The organism is Clostridium sp. MCC328 (assembly GCF_018785465.1).
Lineage (GTDB): Bacteria > Bacillota > Clostridia > Lachnospirales > Lachnospiraceae > Pilosibacter > Pilosibacter fragilis.
This window is the reverse complement of sequence record NZ_WQPW01000096.1, coordinates 128716-147859: the sequence shown is the minus strand read 5'-3', so window position 1 is coordinate 147859 and position 19144 is coordinate 128716. Positions and strand designations below refer to the sequence as shown.

The window sequence follows — 19144 nt, the reverse complement described above, 5'->3', positions numbered from 1 at the left end:
GTTGTATTGCCTACAAATAGGATAGCACATTTTGTTGAAGTTTCTTTATATTATTTTATCTAGCACAACAGGTTAATTTAATAGTAAATGATCTGTCCTGTTTAAAGCCTGCTGACCTGGCTTTTAGCTGCCGGATCACTTGTGCTTATATCCGGTATACATCACCATAGCAAAGCAGAAAACAGTTGCCCACGCCCAGAATTTATGGTGTTTCATCGGTTTTCACTCCCTTGCATTTTACTTGGCAGAACGCCGAAAACCGGAAGGCTTTCAAGCATTTTCCACATGGTAACTCTTCGCCCCCAAGTTAGTCAATCATAATATTTTATGTTGAAAAATTTTGTCATTTTCTGATAATTTACAGTCATTCCTAACTCTATGACCTGCTGTTTTCTCCGCGTTTATGACGCACTGAAGGAACAGCATTTTTCTTTCTCTTTTTCGGTCTGTCTGAGACCGTTCTTTCCGTGGAACTCCGGGGCGATAACCTCGTTTTCCCCGTCTGCGCGCACTCCTGTTTCATCCGTAAATACATACTGGTAAACGCGCTTTAAGACGCCCATCTCCTCCAGCATGCGGATCGTGCGGTAGACTGTGGAAAGGCCCACGGTGGAATCTCTCTGTACCGCCTCATAGTAGACTTCCTTGCAGTCGGTCCAGTTCTGTTCTAAGATCACATCAAGGATGACCATTCTCTGCTTTGTAATACGCTTCCCAAGTCTCTGGAACTCATTAACGATGTCTTTCTTCTGCCACATCCGGCATCCCTCTCATTCCTAAAAAGTGTGTTCCTGCCCTGCAGAGAGCCAGGCATTTGGAGTTTCAACCGAAACCGTTTTTTCGTTTACGCCTGCTTCCACTCGATATTGCGGAGCACATAGCCGGCCTTGCTCACGATGTCACGGATCTCACGGTCTGTCAGTTTTGTCTTCATGCGGACATCGGCTTTCTTCTTCTCGAGGTTTACCTCAGCCCAGTTGCCATCCTTCTCATTGAACGCATTCTCCACATGGAGCTTGCAGTGTTTGCATTTCATGCCGTCCACTCCGATGACTGCGTAGTACGGATAGTCTGAAGCATTTTTATCCTGCACTTTGATCTTCTTTTCTACATCTTTCGTTCCGCAGCAGCCATAGGTGAACTGGCGGATCGAACCTTTCACCGCGAAGATCGCGACTACGATCAATGCGACGATAATAATACCATTTATCATGACGGATCACGCCTCCTCTTAATTTTCAGAAACTACAGTTTTTTCATTCCACCATGAGGTATCTTCTTTCATTTGTTAGTTTCTACTAACAAAGATTAGCACCAACTAACCGTCTTGTCAATCCTCTTTGTCACTTTTTTGACATTTTATTTCAATACAAAAAATACTCTCATCCCTGACAGTGCCGCTCTTCTCATACTGGCTCTTCGCCTGCTCTCCGGAGACAGGCATCTGCAGTTGTTCCTGCTGCCCTCTTCTCTTTTTATTTTGCATAAAGTTTTACTTTAGCGGAACTTTCAAAAATGAATGTGCCTTGGCACATTCTCGCGCGAGCTATTACGCAAAACAGGCAGCCTGTCTCCAGTCTGCCCATCTCTATATAATATTCATTTACTGTGCGATCGAAAACATCTCATTCACGGTCTTCGAATCCAGGCTGTGGTTGTATACAAGATTCTCATACTCCACCAGCTGTTCCTTCCAATCGTAGTCCCCGCTCTCCGCGTCCTCCCAGCTGTGGTAGGTTCCGTCGAATTCCCAGATTCCAAGGTGATGGATGATCGGAAGCTTTTCGGAAAGCTGTAAGAGGAATTCGTTATACGGAGTCAGTGACAGGTTCGCGCGCTTTAATACATAGGAGGAAAGGTAAATTGCACCTAACCGTCCCATGTCCTCCGAAGGCTGGTCGTAGTTGGTCCAGATCACAAACGGGGTCTCGTACCAGACCATTTTCTGCTCATTCGGAACCTTCGCACTCTCCACGCCCATAGCCTCATCGAAGAACTCGTCCTCGATTCCCGGCTGATGGTCGCCGAACATGACGATCATCGTCGGCTGGTCGCACTGGGAGAAATAGTTTACAAGCCACTCAAAAGCTTCATCAGATTTCTTCACGAGGGACAGATACATGTCTGCCTCCGGATACTTTCCTTCCATGTCCCCGGTGAGCCATACTTCCTGGTCAAAATTCGCGTATGGGATCGTATAGCCGCCGTGGTTCTGCATGGTCACATTAAAGAGGAACAGCTTGTCATCCGGATTTGCCTTCTGCTCGATATACTCGGTGATGACCTTAAAATCGCTCAGGTCACTGATATAATTTCGAAGTTCATCCCGGCCCTCGTAGGCGCTGATATCCATGAAATCGCTGAAGCCCATGTTGTTGTAGCAGATGCGGCGGTTCCAGTTCTCAGCCGGGTACGGGTGCATGGCAACCGGTATATATCCCTGATCCCTCACCGTGCTGACCATGGAGCGGACGCCCGGATTTACATAGAACTGATAAGCCACACTTCCTCTCGGCATCAGATACATAGAGTCACCGATCAGAAATTCAAACTCAGAGTTGCTGGTCATGGCACCAAATACCGGCATGCAGAGCTTTCCTTTTACGGTGTTCTCCGTCAGGCTGTGGAGAAACGGGAGATAATCGATATTGGTCGTAAAATCTCCGTCCACCGCCAGATCGGAAAGGCTCTCGTTCATGATACAGATCATATTCGTCGGCTGGACCGCGTCCCCGGACGCCACCACTGCAGCAGTCTCCCCATTCCGCTCCTTCTCACTGTCCACATATTTGTCGCAGATTTCCTGGATCTTCGCCTGGGAGTAACCTCCCGGCGCTTTCTTTACGAGATATTTGATCGAGATTGCGGAGGACAGGATATAGCCATTCTCTGCGTAGGAGGTCATCGGATCCCAAAGGTTTACCTCCAGAGACAGGCCTGAGATCATAAAGTTATAAAAGCAGGCGATAAACACAGCAACCGCACCAGCAGAAACGCTGAATACCGCTGCTCTTTTCTTTTTTCCTTTTACCCGCACAAACACAAACTGCGCCAGCGCGTTCCATATGATCAGGAGAACACCGCAGATGATCATCATAAATGTCGGGGTGTAATCGTAGCTTCCTGCAACCGTCATCGCGGTCTTCACCGCCAGAACATCGCCCATCATGATCGGACGGCTTCTGAAGGAAACGACAAACGCCTCCGCCAGGGAGATCGCATAGAGGAGCACAGAAGAGACCGGAACGGAAATCCGGGTGCTGCCGGAGATTCCGAATACCAGAAGGTACAGCGCGAACATCCATACAATGTTGAGCACCGCGTTCTTCGGAAGTACCGTCGCAAAGTTTCCGGTCACGAACTCGAACATGACATAGGAGAACACCGGCGATAATAAAAATAATGCGATAGCGCCTGCATGTTTCAGTCTGTGGTCTTCCCTCTCTTCATACTCCCCTGTTCTTTCTTCAAACTTTTCGTCCATATACGTTTATTTCACTTTCTAAATCTGTCTGTCAGAAACTTGTTCAGCAAAATCTCATCCGCAGGGCTTGCCACCGGCAGCTGCTTCCGGATCCATAGCAATTTAAAAGAACTGCCGTCGATAGTTTTCCAAGTGCATAGCCGCCCAAACGTGTGCCTGCTGGACTTTTATCTTCTATTACATTAATTTCTATGGGAATTCTCTCCCTCACGGATCGCCCAGCGCATCTTCGTGGATCTCGCCCTCGGATTTCTCTGACATTCCTCCGCGGACGGGCGGATCACATCGTTTGCCACGTCACTGTAAAGTCCATCTTTTTTGCCTTCTTTGAAGTAATACTTTACGAGACGATCCTCGCCGGAATGGAACGTCAGGATCGCCGCTCTTCCGCCCGGTGCCAGGATACCCGGAAGCTTTGTAAGGAAACTTTCCAAAACCTCAAATTCCTGGTTTACATCGATCCGGAGTGCCTGGAAACATCTCTGGCAGGACTTCTTCACCGCTTCCTTACGCTCTTTTTCCGGAATGAAGGAAAGTGTTGTCTCAATGACTTCCTTAAGCCCTGTCGTCGTCTCAATATACTGGCGCTTTCTATTTCTCTTCGCAATCTCCCTCGCGATCTCCTCCGCATACGGCTCGTCGGAATTTTCCACAAACATTCCGGCGATTTCTTCCATATCCATCTGCTTTAACCGCTCCGCCGCGGAGATCCCCTTTTCCGGATTCAGTCTCAGGTCTAACGGACCGTCCGCCTTGTAGGTAAATCCGCGTTCCGGGTTATCGATCTGCATGGAGGACACACCGAGATCCGCCAGAACGAAATCAAAAAGTCCGGTCTCCGGGACAAGCTTATCGATATCCGCGAAGTTCATCTGCTTCACCGTAAGGATGTCCTCGTCAAATCCGCGCTCCTTTAACCGTGCCTTCGTCTTCACGATCTCAATGGGATCCACATCAAGGCCGTACATGTGTCCCTGTCCCTCGAGTTTCTTCAACATCTCCGTTGTGTGCCCGCCGTAACCCAATGTAGCGTCAAGCCCCTGCATTCCCGGCCTGATATCCAGGAAATCCAGGATCTCGTTCACACAGATCGAGATGTGCATGCCTGCCGGAGTGCTGCCTTTTTTGATGACCTTCTCGACCGTATCAGCATATTTCTCCGGATTCTGTTCTTTATACTTTTCCTCAAACCGTTTCGGATGTGTCCCGCTGTAACGGACACGCCGCTTGTGTACCGGTGCTCCCTGTACCTCTTTTTCTTCCATGTCAAAACCTCGTATTTATCGCTGTTTTTCTACACATACCGGTTTATCTTAACATATTCTTCATATAAATGTAAAGTATCTTTTCGTTGACAGAAATTACGGCTCTTCCGGAGTGCTGCCGTTCACGCCCAGCCAGATAGCCACCGGTTTTTCCAGTACTTCACACTCCTAATCACTCAATCGTCAAAATCCTGTCATCTTTGTTCGAGATGCGCATATATTTCAAATTTGTCATCTTTTTTCTAAATATTCTGCCTTTTACTTGTTTTTGCATCATAAAACTGATATAATGATTTTATTGTAACTGCTCCGTGTTTCCGTGTCTTCGATCAGCGAAAAAACTCAAAACGCTGGTCTGACGGACAGTTATCATATAATTACAATACCTGGAGGGATGCTACATGAAAGGCAACATTATCGTTGGACAGTCCGGTGGCCCGACTGCCGCTATCAATTCCAGTCTCGCAGGCGTTTACCGCACCGCTATCGACCGCGGAGCAAAAAAAGTATACGGCATGCGTCACGGCATTCAGGGTCTCTTAAACGAAGATTATATCGATCTTTCTGAACATATCCAGACGGATCTGGACGTAGAACTTTTAAAACGCACACCTGCTGCCTATCTCGGATCATGCCGCTATAAGCTCCCGGAGATCCATGAGGACATTGCTACATACGATAAAATCTTTTCTATTCTTGACAATCTTGAGATCGAGTGCTTTATCTATATCGGCGGAAACGATTCCATGGATACGATCAAAAAGCTGTCCGACTACGCGATCTTAAGGGGTCATCCAACCAAATTTTTAGGCGTTCCGAAGACTATCGACAACGATCTCGCCCTGACCGACCACACACCGGGATACGGCAGCGCAGCGAAATACATCGGAACATCAGTGAAAGAGATCATCCAGGACAGCCAGGCGCTGATCTACGATAAGGGCCTGGTCACCATCGTCGAGATCATGGGCCGAAACGCCGGATGGCTCGTTGGTGCCGCGGCGCTCTCCAAGGGCGAGGATTGCGATGGCCCGGACCTGATCTATGTCCCGGAACTTCCCTTCGATATCGACAATTTCCTTGTCCGCATTAAGGAACTCCTGGCAGAAAAGACTTTCGTTGTGGTCGCCGTCTCCGAAGGCATCCGCCTGGCGGACGGACGTTATGTGTGTGAGCTCACCGACGGTGTGGATTTCGTTGACGCCTTCGGCCACAAGCAGCTCACAGGCACCGCGAACTATCTTGCCCGCCGTCTGGCTCAGGAGATTGGCTGCAAGACGAGAACCATAGAGCTTAGCTCCATGCAGAGAGCGGCCTCCCATCTGGCATCCCGAATCGACATTCTGGAAGCTTTCCAGGTCGGCGGTGCCGCCGTGAAGGCAGCCGACGAGGGCGATACCGGTGAGATGGTCATCATCAAACGTCTCTCCGATGACCCGTACCAGTCCACCACAGACCTTAGAAATGTCCACAAGGTCTCCAATGTGGAAAAAGTGGTCCCGAGGGAATGGATCACCGAGGACGGTACCTACGTCACCGACGAGTTTATCAGCTATGTCCGCCCGCTGATCCAGGGTGACGTATCACCAGTTATGGTGGACGGAATTCCGCGATATCTGTATCATAAGAAGAAATAATGGCAGAAACCTTTTTCCCTGCCGCGGCGGGCCACAACGGCTGCAGCTTTTTATAACCGCATAAGTTTCCTTTAAGGATTTCTAATGAGCTTAAAAGACCTCCTACAGGAATACAGAACCATAAACTTAGATTCTGTCTCCTGGGAGGTCTTTCTTTATTCATCTTTATTCATTCCTGCTGCCATCATTCATGGTTTCCAGGCTTTCCAATGATTCCGACAGGCACTTTCTGACATTTTTACGCGTCAGATCTTGAAAACGCATTCTTCATGGAATTGCTGAGCTCAAAGAGCACATGATCCAGGGTATTTCCTGTCTCCTCTTTTAACATCTTCGCGATCTCGCGGTTCGCTTCTTCTAAAAGTCTTCTGCTCTCCGCCGGATCCGTAACCTTCGCCGCCTCTTTATCATACTTGTTGAGCAGCGCATGCCCCTTCGCCTCCACAGCGTTCTGGTAGCGCTCGATGTGGATCGCGGATTTTGCGAAGGACGCGTCCGCCATAGCCGCGATCATTCTCGCAGACCAGTAGAAGTTCTCTGTAGAGACTTCCTTCGTGGTGTTCGCAAGGTACTCCGGTGTCTCGTCCACAGCCGCGTAGAACGGAACCAGGGTGTTGAACGCGTTTGACGCGAAAGCCAGCCACTGGACCGCCTGACAGTTTGCCGGGGCACCCGGGCGCATCTGGATCAGAGCAAGGAAATCATTGCGGTTGATGCCGATAGCGCGGTATTTGCCCTTCTGGAGTCCGTCACCGCTCTTTGCGTACGGATCGTAAGGGGTTCCCTGGAAATGGGAGGAAAGAGCATACTTGACATCCTCCACCGTGATCTTCTTCTCCGGAACCATGCTCCACGGGATATCGTCGGATTCCGGTCTGTAGTCCGCGTCCGGTCCGTCCCACTTCTTTGTCTTCGGATTAAAGTAGCGCTCCATGAACCATGCTCTTGGTGTATTGTAGATATGGTCGGAATCACTGTGGCTTCCGAATGCGGCGCGGGCATCAAAATGGCTTCCATTTCCTCCGTTTAAGGAGAGGTCCAGGTGGTTCTCAGCGATAAACTCTCTTAAGTCGGAAGAACACATATGTTCATTCTGCTCGGAGAACGCGTCGTTTAAGTCAAAATCATCGATACCGAACTGGTTCGGCATCACCACGTAACGGTCATCCGGAACACGCTTTGCGATCCAGTGATGTCCGCCGATGGTCTCAAGCCACCAGATCTCGTTGACGTCCTGGAACGCGATACCGTTCATCTCGTAAGTCCCGTACTTCTCCAAAAGACTTCCGAGGCGGATCACACCTTCTCTCGCGCTGCTGATATACGGAAGCGTGATGTACACAAGGTCTTCCTCACCGATTCCACCGACGATCTCCTCTTTTCCGTCCTCCGCCGGCTGTAACTTTACAAGCGGGTCTGCTCCGAGAACACGAGCGTTGGATGTGATCGTTTCCGTAGCTGTCATGCCGACATTCTTTTCATTAACGCCGCTGGCCGCCCAGATTCCCTTTCCCTTAATGGCGTTCGGAACTGCCGTAAACTTCATCGGATCTCCCGGAAGATCGATCTCAGCATGAGAGAGAACAGACTTATAAACCTTCAGCTGCTCCTCCGGGTGGATCACCACAAATTTTTTCGCCGTAAAATGTCCGGAACCGGAATCATCATTTCTCGCGATCATCGTTGAACCGTCATAAGACGCGTTTTTTCCTACAAGAATCGTTGTGCATGCCATGTCAAATACCCTCCAAAACTATAATATGCGGCCGTCACTGTCCGCCAGCCGCGGATACGTCCAGTTTAGTACGCTTCGGAGTTTCTGTCAACTAACTGAGGTACCGCGGCAAAGCAGCACCTCACACAGAACCTCCTGTCAACAGTCTCTTTCAGGTTCATGGTAATCGGCAGCTTCTTCCGAATGCACAGCAGCGCAGAACGCCCCAGGGGAATTTTCTCTCCCTGGGGCATTCTCTTATTTCTTCCAAATATTCAATTACTTAAAGTACTTCACACCACTCTCAAACAGCTTCAGATCCTGCTCGCCTGTGATGTTCTTTGCAACATAGTCGCCGCGTCTCTCAGCATGGCCCATCTTACCGTAGACACGTCCATCCGGGCTTGTGATACCTTCGATCGCCATGAAGGAGCCGTTCGGGTTCCAGTATTCGTCCATGGTCGGAACACCGTTAAGGTCAACGTACTGGGTCGCAACCTGTCCGTTTGCGAAGAGCTTGTCGATCCACTCCTTCGGAGCCACGAAACGTCCCTCGCCGTGGGATACCGGGTTCGTGTAAATACTACCGAGCTCTGCGCCTGCAAGCCACGGGGACTTGTTGGAAACAACCTTTAAGTTAACCATCTTGGAAACGTGGCGTCCGATGGTGTTGTAGGTTAAGGTCGGGGAATCCGGCTTCTGCTCTACGATCTTTCCTTCCGGCACAAGACCAAGCTTGATGAGAGCCTGGAAACCGTTACAGATACCGAGCATTAATCCGTCACGCTCATTTAAGAGCTTCATGATCTCGTCCTTTAATACCTCGTTGCGGAACGCGGTGGCGAAGAACTTTGCAGAGCCTTCCGGCTCATCACCTGCGGAGAAGCCGCCCGGGAACATAACGATCTGGGACTCCTCGATGCTCTTTCTGTAAACTTCAACAGAATCACGGATGTCCTCCGCGCTCATGTTCTTAAATACCTTTGTGATGACCTTTGCACCCGCACGCTCAAATGCCTTCGTGCTGTCGTACTCGCAGTTTGTTCCCGGGAATACCGGAATGAATACGGTCGGAGTGCCGATCTTATGATTGCAGATCACAACGTTCTCTGCCTTAAATACCTCGTTCTTAACTTCTTCTTTCCTGACATCGCTCTCCGTCGGGAATACATCCTCGAGAGCTGCGTCCCATGTCTTTAATGCCTCATCGAGAGTGATGGAGACATTACCGTACTCGAAGGTTGCCTTGTCGGTAACCTCACCGATGACACGGTAGCTCATCTGAAGCTCGCCGACCTTATCTGCCGGAACCTCGCAGACGATATTGCCCCATGCCGGTGCAAAGAAGTCTCTCGGATCCACATCATGCTCGATCTTGACGCCGAGGTGGTTACCAAATGCCATCTTGCTGACTGCCTCTGCGATTCCGTTTGCCTCTGCGGCATACGCGGAGATCACGCGGCCTGCATTGATGTCCTCATGAAGTTTATCATATCCAGCCATGATCTGGGCATAATCCGGAAGATCATAGGAATCTTTTTTAATTTCAAATACAACGATCTTGTTTCCGGCCTTCTTGAATTCCGGGGAGATCATGTTCTTCGCGCTTGCAACGTCAACCGCGAAGGAAACCAGAGTCGGCGGAACGTCGATCTCTTTTCCGCTCTCCTCATCGAAGGTACCGGACATGCTGTCCTTGCCGCCGATGGACGGAAGTCCGAAGCCCAGCTGCGCGTTGTAGGCACCGAGGAGTGCTGCGAACGGCTGGCTCCATCTTGTCGGCTCGCTGCTCATTCTGCGGAAGTACTCCTGGAATGTGAAGCGGATCTTCCTGTAGTCGCCGCCTGCTGCCGCGATCTTAGCGACAGATGTGAGGACTGCGTAGATCGCGCCGTGGTACGGGCTCCAGCTGGAAAGATACGGATCAAAGCCATAGCTCATCATGGTCACAGCGTCGCACTTTCCTTCCAGAACCGGAAGCTTAGCGACCATGGTCTGGATCTCCGTCTGCTGATATTTTCCGCCGTACGGCATCATAACGGTAGATGCGCCGATGGAGGAGTCGAACATCTCAACGAGACCTTTCTGGGAGGAGACATTTAAGGAACCGAGCATCTTCAGCCATTTTTCCTCAACGTCTCCTACTTCTTTCTTTTCAAACGGTGTTCCCTCATGGTTCGGAACCTCCAGGGTAACGTCTGTCTCCTGATGAGCGCCGTTTGTGTCGAGGAATGCACGGCTTAAGTCAACGATGGTCTTTCCCCGCCAGGTGAGGACGAGTCTCGGGCTCTCTGTGACTGTTGCGACTGTGACAGCCTCAAGGTTCTCTTCCTTGGCGTATCCTAAGAATGTATCAACATCTTTCGGATCAACGACAACTGCCATTCTCTCCTGGGATTCAGAGATCGCAAGCTCTGTTCCGTCAAGACCTGCGTACTTTTTCGGTACTTTATCGAGATCGATCAGAAGTCCGTCAGCGAGCTCACCGATCGCTACGGAAACTCCGCCTGCGCCAAAGTCGTTGCACTTTTTGATCAGTTTGGAGACTTCCGGACGGCGGAACATTCTCTGGATCTTTCTCTCGGTCGGGGCGTTACCTTTCTGGACCTCAGCGCCGCAGACCTCGATAGATGCCTCGGTGTGTACCTTGGAGGAACCTGTCGCACCGCCGATTCCATCACGGCCGGTACGTCCACCGAGAAGGATGATCACATCGCCCGGATCGGATGTCTCACGGATCACGTTCTTTCTCGGAGCTGCCGCCATAACGGCACCGATCTCCATTCTCTTCGCAACATAGCCCGGATGGTAGAGTTCTTTTACATAACCGGTCGCAAGACCGATCTGGTTTCCGTAGGAGCTGTATCCATGGGCAGCCTCTGTAACGATCTTTCTCTGCGGAAGCTTGCCTTTTAATGTCTGATTTAACGGCTTTGTCGGGTCAGCGGCACCTGTGATGCGCATTGCCTGGTATACATAGGTACGTCCGGAAAGCGGGTCACGGATCGCGCCGCCAAGGCAGGTTGCCGCGCCGCCGAAGGGCTCGATCTCTGTCGGGTGGTTGTGGGTCTCGTTCTTGAAGTTTACGAGCCACTCCTCGGTCTTTCCGTCGATCTCCACCGGAACAACAATGGAGCAGGCGTTGATCTCGTCGGATACCTCAAGATCCTCTAACTTGCCCTCTTTGCGGAGTTTCTTCATACCCATGATCGCAAGGTCCATGAGACATACGAACTTGTCGTCGCGTCCTTTGTAGATCTCCTTGTGGTCAGCAAGGTACTGGTTGTAGGTATCCTCGATCGGTTTCTTGTAGTCGCCCTCTGTGAATGTCACATTCTTGAGTTCTGTGGAGAATGTGGTGTGGCGGCAGTGATCGGACCAGTATGTATCAAGCACGCGGATCTCTGTCACAGACGGATCTCTGTGCTCTTCGTTCTTATAATAGTTCTGGATGTGAAGGAAGTCTTTGAAGGTCATTGCGAGGTTTAAGGAACTGTAGAGTTTCTTTAATGCAGCCTCGTCCATGTCCTTGAAGCCGTCGAAGACCGCAACGTCCTCCGGCACATCAAATACGGTGACAAGTGTCTCCGGGATCTCCTCGGATGCCTCTCTGGAGTCCACCGGGTTGATACAGAAGGACTTGATCGCTGCGGTCTCCTCTGCGGAAAGCTTTCCGGAGATCACGTAGGTCATTGCGGAGCGGATCACCGGCTCCTCGTTCTCGTTTAATAGCTTTACACACTGCTCTGCGGAATCGGCTCTCTGGTCAAACTGTCCCGGCAGATACTCAACGGAGAATACCACATCATCCGCACTGTGCGGGAATGTCTCCTCAAACACATCGTCTACCGGCGGCTCGGAAAAGATCGTTCCGAGTGCCTCTTTATATACGTCCTCAGAAATATTTTCGATATCGTAGCGGACTAACACACGGACGCCCGTTACCCCTGTAATGTCAAGATAGCTCTCGATCTCCTCGCGAAGCTCTCTCGCCTTGATTGCATATTCCGGTTTTTTCTCAACAAATACGCGCTTTACGCTCATAGTCTCTCCTCCTGGAAAACGGCTTTGTCAGATGGTTTTCATTTTGCCTTAATCATAGCACAGGTCAGTGTGATTAGTAAAGTTAATATATTTAATTATTTTTATTATTTATACTTATATGTTGATTTTAACTCTGTAAGCTCTGGTTGATCTTGCTCATGCTAAGCGCGTCCATGGTCACCTTCATGATCTCCCGGACCTCGTCCTCGGTCATCTTCATGCGCTCCGCAAGCTCGGAAAGCTTTGCCTCGCGTCCAAGCTCCTCCGCCATGGATTTCGATACCTCCTGAAGCACATTGACGCGGGCTAACATCTCCTCCTCGATATCCGCTTCCTTCTTCTGATCGTTGATGATCTCCTCCATACGGACACGGATCCGGCTCTCCAGAAGTTTTTCAAAACTACCCTCGAACCCTTCATCTGCCAGCATCATGAGCTCCAGACTGGCTTCCTGGATCAGGTCCGCCATCGGAACACCTTTGTTGATGTAATCCTGAACGAAGAACAGGGCGTTCTTTAAGTTGCCCTCGATGAGGCGCTCTCTCGCCGCCTTGTTTCCGTTCCGGATCTCGCCGAGAAGCTTCGCGTTCTCCGCCTCGCTGCATGGCGGGATCGCCGCGATCTCCTCCATATATACGCGGTAGATGTCCTCCGCGCTTAAATCCTCCTCGGAGTTGTTGAACTCGTCGTCAACCTTCGCGTTCTCTATTTCGTTCTCATATCTCATTTTTTCTGCCATAGCCTCTATAAACCTCTCTGATTTTTCTTGATTACTGCTTCAGCTTTCACAGTTATTCTCTCTTCGCAAAGCTTTTTTTCTTCTCCTTTGCACCTGTTTTTCTTATTTTTCGCACGACGGATTTCTTCTTCCCGCCCCGCCGCCTTTCCGTAATCATACCATATTTTCCACCCGGCTTCCAGACAAAACCACACTTTCTCGTTTTTTCCTCTTTTCAAATCCCGGTTCCTGTGATAAAATAGCCTTGTTTCATTAGGAGGACTAATAATGGATATTAACTATGAATTATATAAAGTATTTTATTTCGTTGCAAAAACTCTGAGCTTTTCCGAGGCATCGAAATGCCTCTATATTTCCCAGTCAGCCGTCAGCCAGTCTGTGAAGGTTCTGGAAAAAAAGCTGGGCCAGACGCTCTTTATCCGAAGCACGAAGCGGGTCCAGCTCACCCCGGAAGGCGAGATCTTATTTAAACACATCGAACCTGCAATGAACCTGATCCATAAAGGCGAGACCCAGCTCTTAGAGGCCAACACCCTGAACGGCGGCCAGCTCAGGATCGCCGCCAGCGACACGATCTGCCGCTATTTCCTTGTCCCATATTTAAATAAGTTCCATAAACTCTACCCGAACGTTCATATTAAAGTAACGAACTCCACCTCGATCGACTGTGCCCGCATTTTAGAGAATGGACAGGTGGACTTCATTATCACCAACTATCCAAATTCCGGTCTCTTAAACACCCACAGTGTCCGGGCGATCCGGGAATTCCGCGATGTCTTCGTTGCGAGTGCTGACCATTTTCCGTTGCGGGACAAGACCTTCACCCTCGCCGAGCTTCTCGATTACCCGATCATGATGCTGGACCGCAAGAGCACCACAAGTGAGTTCTTACACTCCATGTTCCAGAAGTCCCATCTTGACCTGGTCCCGGAGATCGAGCTCAGCAGCAACGACCTTCTGATCGACCTGGCCCGCATCGGCCTTGGAATCGCCTTCGTGCCGGATTTCTGTATCCCCAAGGACGAAAAGCAGCTCTTTATCTTAAAGCTCTCCGAGACACTTCCCGTCCGCCAGCTCGTTGTGGTCCATAACGAAAACCTTCCGGTCTCCCAGGCCGCGAAGCAGTTCATGGATATGTTGTAAGACCTGCAGCAGCCCTTCACCAGGCCTGCATATTTCCTGCGCCGTCCCGGCAAACGACTGCCCGGATATCCATCTACCTGCCCCGTGACTCCCAGAAATCCGAAAGGCACTGACCAACGTTCTTTCTGTTTACCATCTGGAAATGCTCCCATTCCCTTGGGAACAGTTCCAGATATTCTTTTTTCAGGAACCTGTCATCGAGAAGCAATATGATCCCTTCGTCCTCCGTTGTCCGGATCACACGGCCCGCCGCCTGCAGGACCTTGTTCATTCCCGGATACTGGTAGGCAAAATCGAATCCCTCCTCTTCTTTTTCCTCAAAATATCCCCTGAGAACCTCCTGTTCCACGCAGACCATCGGGAGTCCCGTTCCGACGATCACGGCACCGATGAGCCGCTCTTTCTTCAGGTCGATCCCCTCCGAGAACACACCTCCCATGACGCAGAATGCCGCAAGGGAGTGATCTCTGGGCTTTTCAAATTCTTCTAAGAATTCCTGGCGTTCCTGTTCCTTCATGCCCTGTCCCTGGACCAGGAGATCCGCTGGGAAGTCCATGTCCTCCACGGCATATTCCACCTGTTCCATATACTGGTAGGACGGGAAGAATATCATGTAGTTGCCGCTCTTAGAGAGGACCACCTCCCTGATATACTCCGCCACCTTCCGGTATTCGCTCTCGCTGCGCCTGGAGTAGCGGCTGCTGACGTCCGTCGCAACCATGAGAAGACGTTTTTCTTCCTCGAAGGGCGAGTTCGCATAGACCGCGTAGTCGTCCTCGTTTCCGGAAAGCAGTGTCTTGTAATACCGGATCGGCAGCATGGTTGCCGAAAACAGGATCGTGCTGTTTCCCTGGGACATGCAGAGGGAGAGGTTCGCCGACGGGTCCACGCAGAAGAGCCTTACTTTAAAGGAAGTGACTCCCACGTTCTCCGCGTAGATCCGGTAATGGTCATCCAAAAGCTCGTACACGTTTAAAAAATCCCTGAGACCAAAGTAAAAGTCCAGAACTGTATCCCTACCCTCAAACTCCGGAAAATCTTCCAAGAATGTCTCCATATCGGAGAACACTGCCATCGCAGCTGCCGCTAAGGATGTCACATCGGAGAGCAGCTGCCATGTCTCGCACTCCCGCTTCATTCCCAGCATCACCTGGCTGCATTTTTCCAGATTTTTCTCCAAGCGGGGCGCTTTCTGCTTTACGAGGCGCTTTACGGTGAGGAGATCTTCTTTTTTTAATTCGGCGCTGTACATCTCCCTCGCGCGGGAGACCAGATTGTGGGCCTCATCCACGAGGAACAGATAATCACCTTTCTGTCCGTCCGCGAAGTAGCGTTTCAAGCGCACATTCGGGTCAAACACATAGTTGTAATCGCAGATGATCCCGTCGGTCCAGCTGGAGATGTCCAGACAGTATTCAAATGGGCATACCCGGTACTTTTCCGCGTACTGCAGGATCTTCTCTCTTGTCATCTCCTGTTCCAGGTGGAGAATATCGAATACCGCCTCATTGACCCGGTCAAAGTGGCCTTTCGCGTATGGGCACGCGTCCGGGTTGCACTCGCACTCGTCCATGGGACAGAGTTTTTCCTTTGCCGTTATTGTCACTGAGGTGAAGATCAGGCCGTGATCCCTTAAGATCCGAAACGCCTCCTCCGCCACGGTTCTCGTCACGGTCTTTGCGGTGAGGTAAAAGAGCTTGTCTCCCTTTCCTTCCCCGATGGCACGGACCGCCGGGAATACAGTGGAGAGCGTCTTTCCGATTCCCGTGGGAGCCTGGATAAACAGGCGTTTTTTCCGGCTGACGGTCCGGTAGACGGATACTACAAGGTCACGCTGTCCCGCCCGGTAAGGGAACGGGAATTCCAGGTGCCCGATGGAGGCGTCACGGGTCAGCTCATGGTGGTAGAGGTACCTCGCCCACTTAAAATATTCGTGAACCACGCCGGAAAACCATGTCTCCAGCTCTTCTCTCGAGCGGTCGGTCTGGAATCTTTTTATTTCCTCTGTTTCAAGGTTACAGTAGGTCAACTGCAGGCGGATCCCGTCGAGATCTTTGTCGCAGCAGTAAAAATATCCGTAGCACATGGCCTGGGCGAGATGGACCTCGATGGGCTCCTCCAGCCTTGAAATGTCCGTGTACATGCCTTTGATCTCGTCGATCACCGGGATCCCGTTTTCCGTGAAGATTCCATCGGCGCGTCCCTCCACGAGAAGCGTGATCTCCTGCTCCTCGTCCTGGACCTCATGCTTTAAGGGGACCTCCGCCCGGTAGCCGGATCCCATCCGCTTCTGGATCTTCCTGTGGATCCTTCCTCCCGCCAGCATGGCGTCCTTCTGGGCGTTTCCGGAACGGCGGTTGTCGATATCCCCGGAGCGCAGCACGAATTCCACCAGGTTCCGGACCGAGATCCGGATCGCTTTCCTGTTTTCTTCGCTCATGAGACGCTCCTTTCCTGTGGATATGCTGATCGACCGCCGCTCACCACCCCACATATGTTCCTCTTTTTCCTGAATCCTGCTATATGCCGCACATATCGCTCCCGCAAGTATAACATTTTTACAATTTCCTGTAAAGTAATGCCGTGTGTTCACAGAACATATGGCAGGTCATCAGTTACTGTTCACGCTTTGCGCAAACAGTAACTGATTTTGCCGATGCTTCGCATTCCGAATCGGCAAAATCCACTACCACCACTGTATTGTACGGAATTTTCAGTTCAGAAAATTCCTACCCGTGTACAGTAACGTCCATCTGTCAAATGCTTTCCGTGCTATTTTCCCGTGCTGCCGGAATTTTCACGCTTTGTGCCGCCCGCCGGGCGCAAAAAAGACAGCCTGCCGTACTTTTCATACAGCCGCTGCCTCTTTCTTTATCTTTATGTATATTTTTACGCTACCGCGTGCATCGGATTCTTTCTCTCAAGAAAAGCTTCGAAAGGCGCATTCTCGCCGTCATATTCAACGGTGAGGATCTTTGTCAGATCAAGGCTCAGTACTCCGAGAAGAGACTTCGCGTCGATGATCATACGGTTATAAAATACATTTACATCAAAATCGCAGCCGCTTGCGATGCTGACAAACTCCTTCGCCTCGTCTGCGGACACAAATTTTACTTTTTTCTGTTTCATCATGATTCCTTAACTCCTTTTTTGTTAAACCCTTTGATGTCAAATCCTTTATATTCTTACGATTCTACATTTATACCACATTCAAATTCAAGCGTCAATCGACAATTATCACCATCTTTTTGATAGGTTTATGACAATTTTTGTCATTTGTTACAGAAAAGCAGCCAGATTTGTCTGATGTCTCCGTCAACTCTGGATGTTTTCACACAAAAATCCGGCAATATGCCCGACAACTCCTATTCTCTGTGGAATACCATCAAAAAAGCCGGATGCACAGCGGCAGTCATCTCTGACATTACCATACTATGCATCCGGCAGTCTTTGGCATTTACATATTTACATTAAAATATACTTGAGGATGAAGAGCACCGCCAGGATATACATGACCGGAGTAATCTTCTCCTTCTTTCCGGCAAAGAGGTTCATGACAACATAGGCGATAACTCCCATGGAGATTCCCTCGGAGATGCTGTAGAAGAACGGCATCGCGATGATGCAGAGGAATGCCGGGATTCCTTCTGCCGGGTCATTAAAATCGATCTCCGATACGGAGCCGATCATGTAGAAGCCTACAACGATCAGGGCCGGAGCCGTCGCAAAGGACGGGATTGCAAGGAAGATCGGAGATAAGAACAAGGATAACAGGAACAGGATACCGGTCGTCAAGGATGTAAGACCGGTTCTTCCGCCCTCTGTCACGCCGGAAGCGCTCTCCACAAATGTTGTGACTGTGGATGTACCGAGGCAGGCACCGCAGGTCGTACCGACCGCGTCTGCAAGGAGCGCGCCCTTGATCCGCGGGAGTCTTCCCTCGGAATCCAGCATATCCGCCTTTGCGGATACACCGATCAGGGTTCCAAGTGTGTCGAAAAGGTCAACAAACAGGAATGCGAATACGATAACGATGAATTCCAGTACCGGAACGCCCTTTAAACTGAACTTGAACATGATCGGCGCCAGGCTCGGGATGGAAATTCCGTTGGAAAAATCCGGGAGCAGGTTGTAGAAGCCGAGATCCGGATTCGGGATGTAAATGCCCGCAAACTGGCAGATGATTCCGAGGATCCAAGTGATCAGGATACCCCAGAGAATATTTCCTTTGACATTCTTTACAATCAGGATTCCAGTGATCAGAACACCAAAGATCGCAAGGAGTACGGTGATCCCCGCGTCGCTCATGGACGCTGTGAGACCGTCAGCGAGAGTTTTGTTGTAGCCGTCAACAGAGAACAGACCTACAAGCGTTGCTCCACCGATCACGATCTTCGCATTCTGAAGACCAAGGAATGTGATGAAGAGACCGATTCCGACGCTGACCGCTTTCTTTAAGTTAAACGGGATCGCGTTGAAGATCGCTTCTCTGATGTTGAAGCAGGACAGGATGATAAAGATGATACCTTCCGCGAGGACTGCCGCAAGAGCAACTTCCCAGGAATAGCCCATACCGAGAACAACCGTATATGCAAAGTACGCGTTCAGACCCATTCCGGGTGCCAGGGCGAACGGGTAGTTCGCGAACAGTGCCATGCAGAGTGTTCCGATGAAGGATGCCACCGCTGTCGCTGTGAAGACCGCGCCGTGATCCATTCCCGCCGCCGCAAGAATGTTCGGGTTTACCGCCAGGATGTACGCCATCGTCATAAACGATGTCACACCGGCCATGATCTCAGTCTTAACAGTTGTGTTGTTTTCCTTGAGATGGAAAATTTTTTCGAGACTCATTTGTTTCCCTCCAATTTGTTTTATCAGTTTTTGTTATAAAACCGCTACTTTCTATTATACGTGGTACTAATAGAAAAGGCAAGGGAAAGAAATTGGGGGTTCCGAATATGGTTACAGTTCAGCCATGCGCTGGTTTGAATGAGAAAGTGTGTTGCAAGCTTGCTTGCATAAGCACTTTTTCATCCAAATCAGCATATGGTGGAACCACCAAGCTTCTTGTTTTCATGAATATGAAAACAAGAAGATGTAATGGCTGAACTGTAACAG

12 protein-coding genes are annotated in these 19144 nt (G+C 50.2%); 2 read left to right on the top strand and 10 right to left on the bottom strand.

Translation table 11 applies throughout. The annotated features are described in order from the left end of the window. Positions 1–401 precede the first annotated feature (401 nt). From GPK83_RS17390 to rsmH, 4 genes are all read right to left on the bottom strand, one after another. Complete coding sequence (locus GPK83_RS17390; protein ID WP_117483212.1) at positions 402–758, bottom strand: transcriptional repressor; 357 nt, start codon at positions 756–758, stop codon at positions 402–404. 86 nt (positions 759–844) lie between these two features. Beyond that, entirely contained in the window at positions 845–1213 is a 369-nt protein-coding gene (locus GPK83_RS13485; RefSeq protein ID WP_015554253.1) for a heavy metal-associated domain-containing protein, read from the bottom strand. A 390-nt stretch (positions 1214–1603) separates the two neighbouring features. Next, complete coding sequence (locus GPK83_RS13480) at positions 1604–3484, bottom strand: LTA synthase family protein (RefSeq protein WP_252196359.1); 1881 nt, start codon at positions 3482–3484, stop codon at positions 1604–1606. A gap of 182 nt (positions 3485–3666) precedes the next feature. Further along, the gene (gene rsmH, locus GPK83_RS13475) at positions 3667–4749 is read right to left on the bottom strand and encodes a 16S rRNA (cytosine(1402)-N(4))-methyltransferase RsmH (RefSeq protein WP_015554250.1); all 1083 of its coding nucleotides are present in this window, start codon (positions 4747–4749) and stop codon (positions 3667–3669) included. Between the two features lie 401 nt (positions 4750–5150). Between rsmH and GPK83_RS13470 the strand changes: the two genes are divergently transcribed. Beyond that, entirely contained in the window at positions 5151–6386 is a 1236-nt protein-coding gene (locus tag GPK83_RS13470) for a 6-phosphofructokinase (protein ID WP_215704991.1), read from the top strand. A gap of 238 nt (positions 6387–6624) precedes the next feature. Here GPK83_RS13470 and GPK83_RS13465 read toward each other — a convergent pair whose 3' ends face one another. The 3 genes from GPK83_RS13465 to GPK83_RS13455 form a co-directional block, all read right to left on the bottom strand. Further along, positions 6625–8121: a C69 family dipeptidase gene (locus GPK83_RS13465; protein WP_215704990.1), complete on the bottom strand. Its 1497-nt coding sequence runs from the start codon at positions 8119–8121 to the stop codon at positions 6625–6627. A gap of 258 nt (positions 8122–8379) precedes the next feature. After that, positions 8380–12144 carry a phosphoribosylformylglycinamidine synthase gene (locus GPK83_RS13460; RefSeq protein ID WP_215704989.1) on the bottom strand — a complete coding sequence of 1255 codons (3765 nt, stop codon included), beginning with the start codon at positions 12142–12144 and terminating at the stop codon, positions 8380–8382. Between the two features lie 127 nt (positions 12145–12271). Beyond that, positions 12272–12871, bottom strand: a complete 600-nt coding sequence (locus GPK83_RS13455) for a sigma-70 domain-containing protein (protein WP_117514424.1) — start codon at positions 12869–12871, stop codon at positions 12272–12274. 279 nt (positions 12872–13150) lie between these two features. Between GPK83_RS13455 and GPK83_RS13450 the strand changes: the two genes are divergently transcribed. Then, positions 13151–14026 (top strand): LysR family transcriptional regulator, encoded by an 876-nt coding sequence (locus GPK83_RS13450; RefSeq protein ID WP_117552227.1) that lies wholly within the window; start codon positions 13151–13153, stop codon positions 14024–14026. Positions 14027–14099: 73 nt separating this feature from the next. Here GPK83_RS13450 and GPK83_RS13445 read toward each other — a convergent pair whose 3' ends face one another. The 3 genes from GPK83_RS13445 to GPK83_RS13435 all read right to left on the bottom strand — a co-directional run bounded on the left by GPK83_RS13445 (position 14100) and on the right by GPK83_RS13435 (position 18877). Further along, positions 14100–16520, bottom strand: coding sequence for an ATP-dependent DNA helicase (locus GPK83_RS13445; RefSeq protein WP_345941821.1), 2421 nt, complete (start codon positions 16518–16520; stop codon positions 14100–14102). Positions 16521–16915: 395 nt separating this feature from the next. Further along, a complete protein-coding gene (locus GPK83_RS13440; RefSeq protein WP_015554244.1) occupies positions 16916–17158 on the bottom strand; it encodes an HPr family phosphocarrier protein in 243 nt (80 codons plus the stop codon). Between the two features lie 333 nt (positions 17159–17491). Beyond that, on the bottom strand, positions 17492–18877 hold the full coding sequence (locus tag GPK83_RS13435) for an NCS2 family permease (protein ID WP_215704988.1): 1386 nt from the start codon (positions 18875–18877) through the stop codon (positions 17492–17494). Positions 18878–19144: the final 267 nt, after the last annotated feature.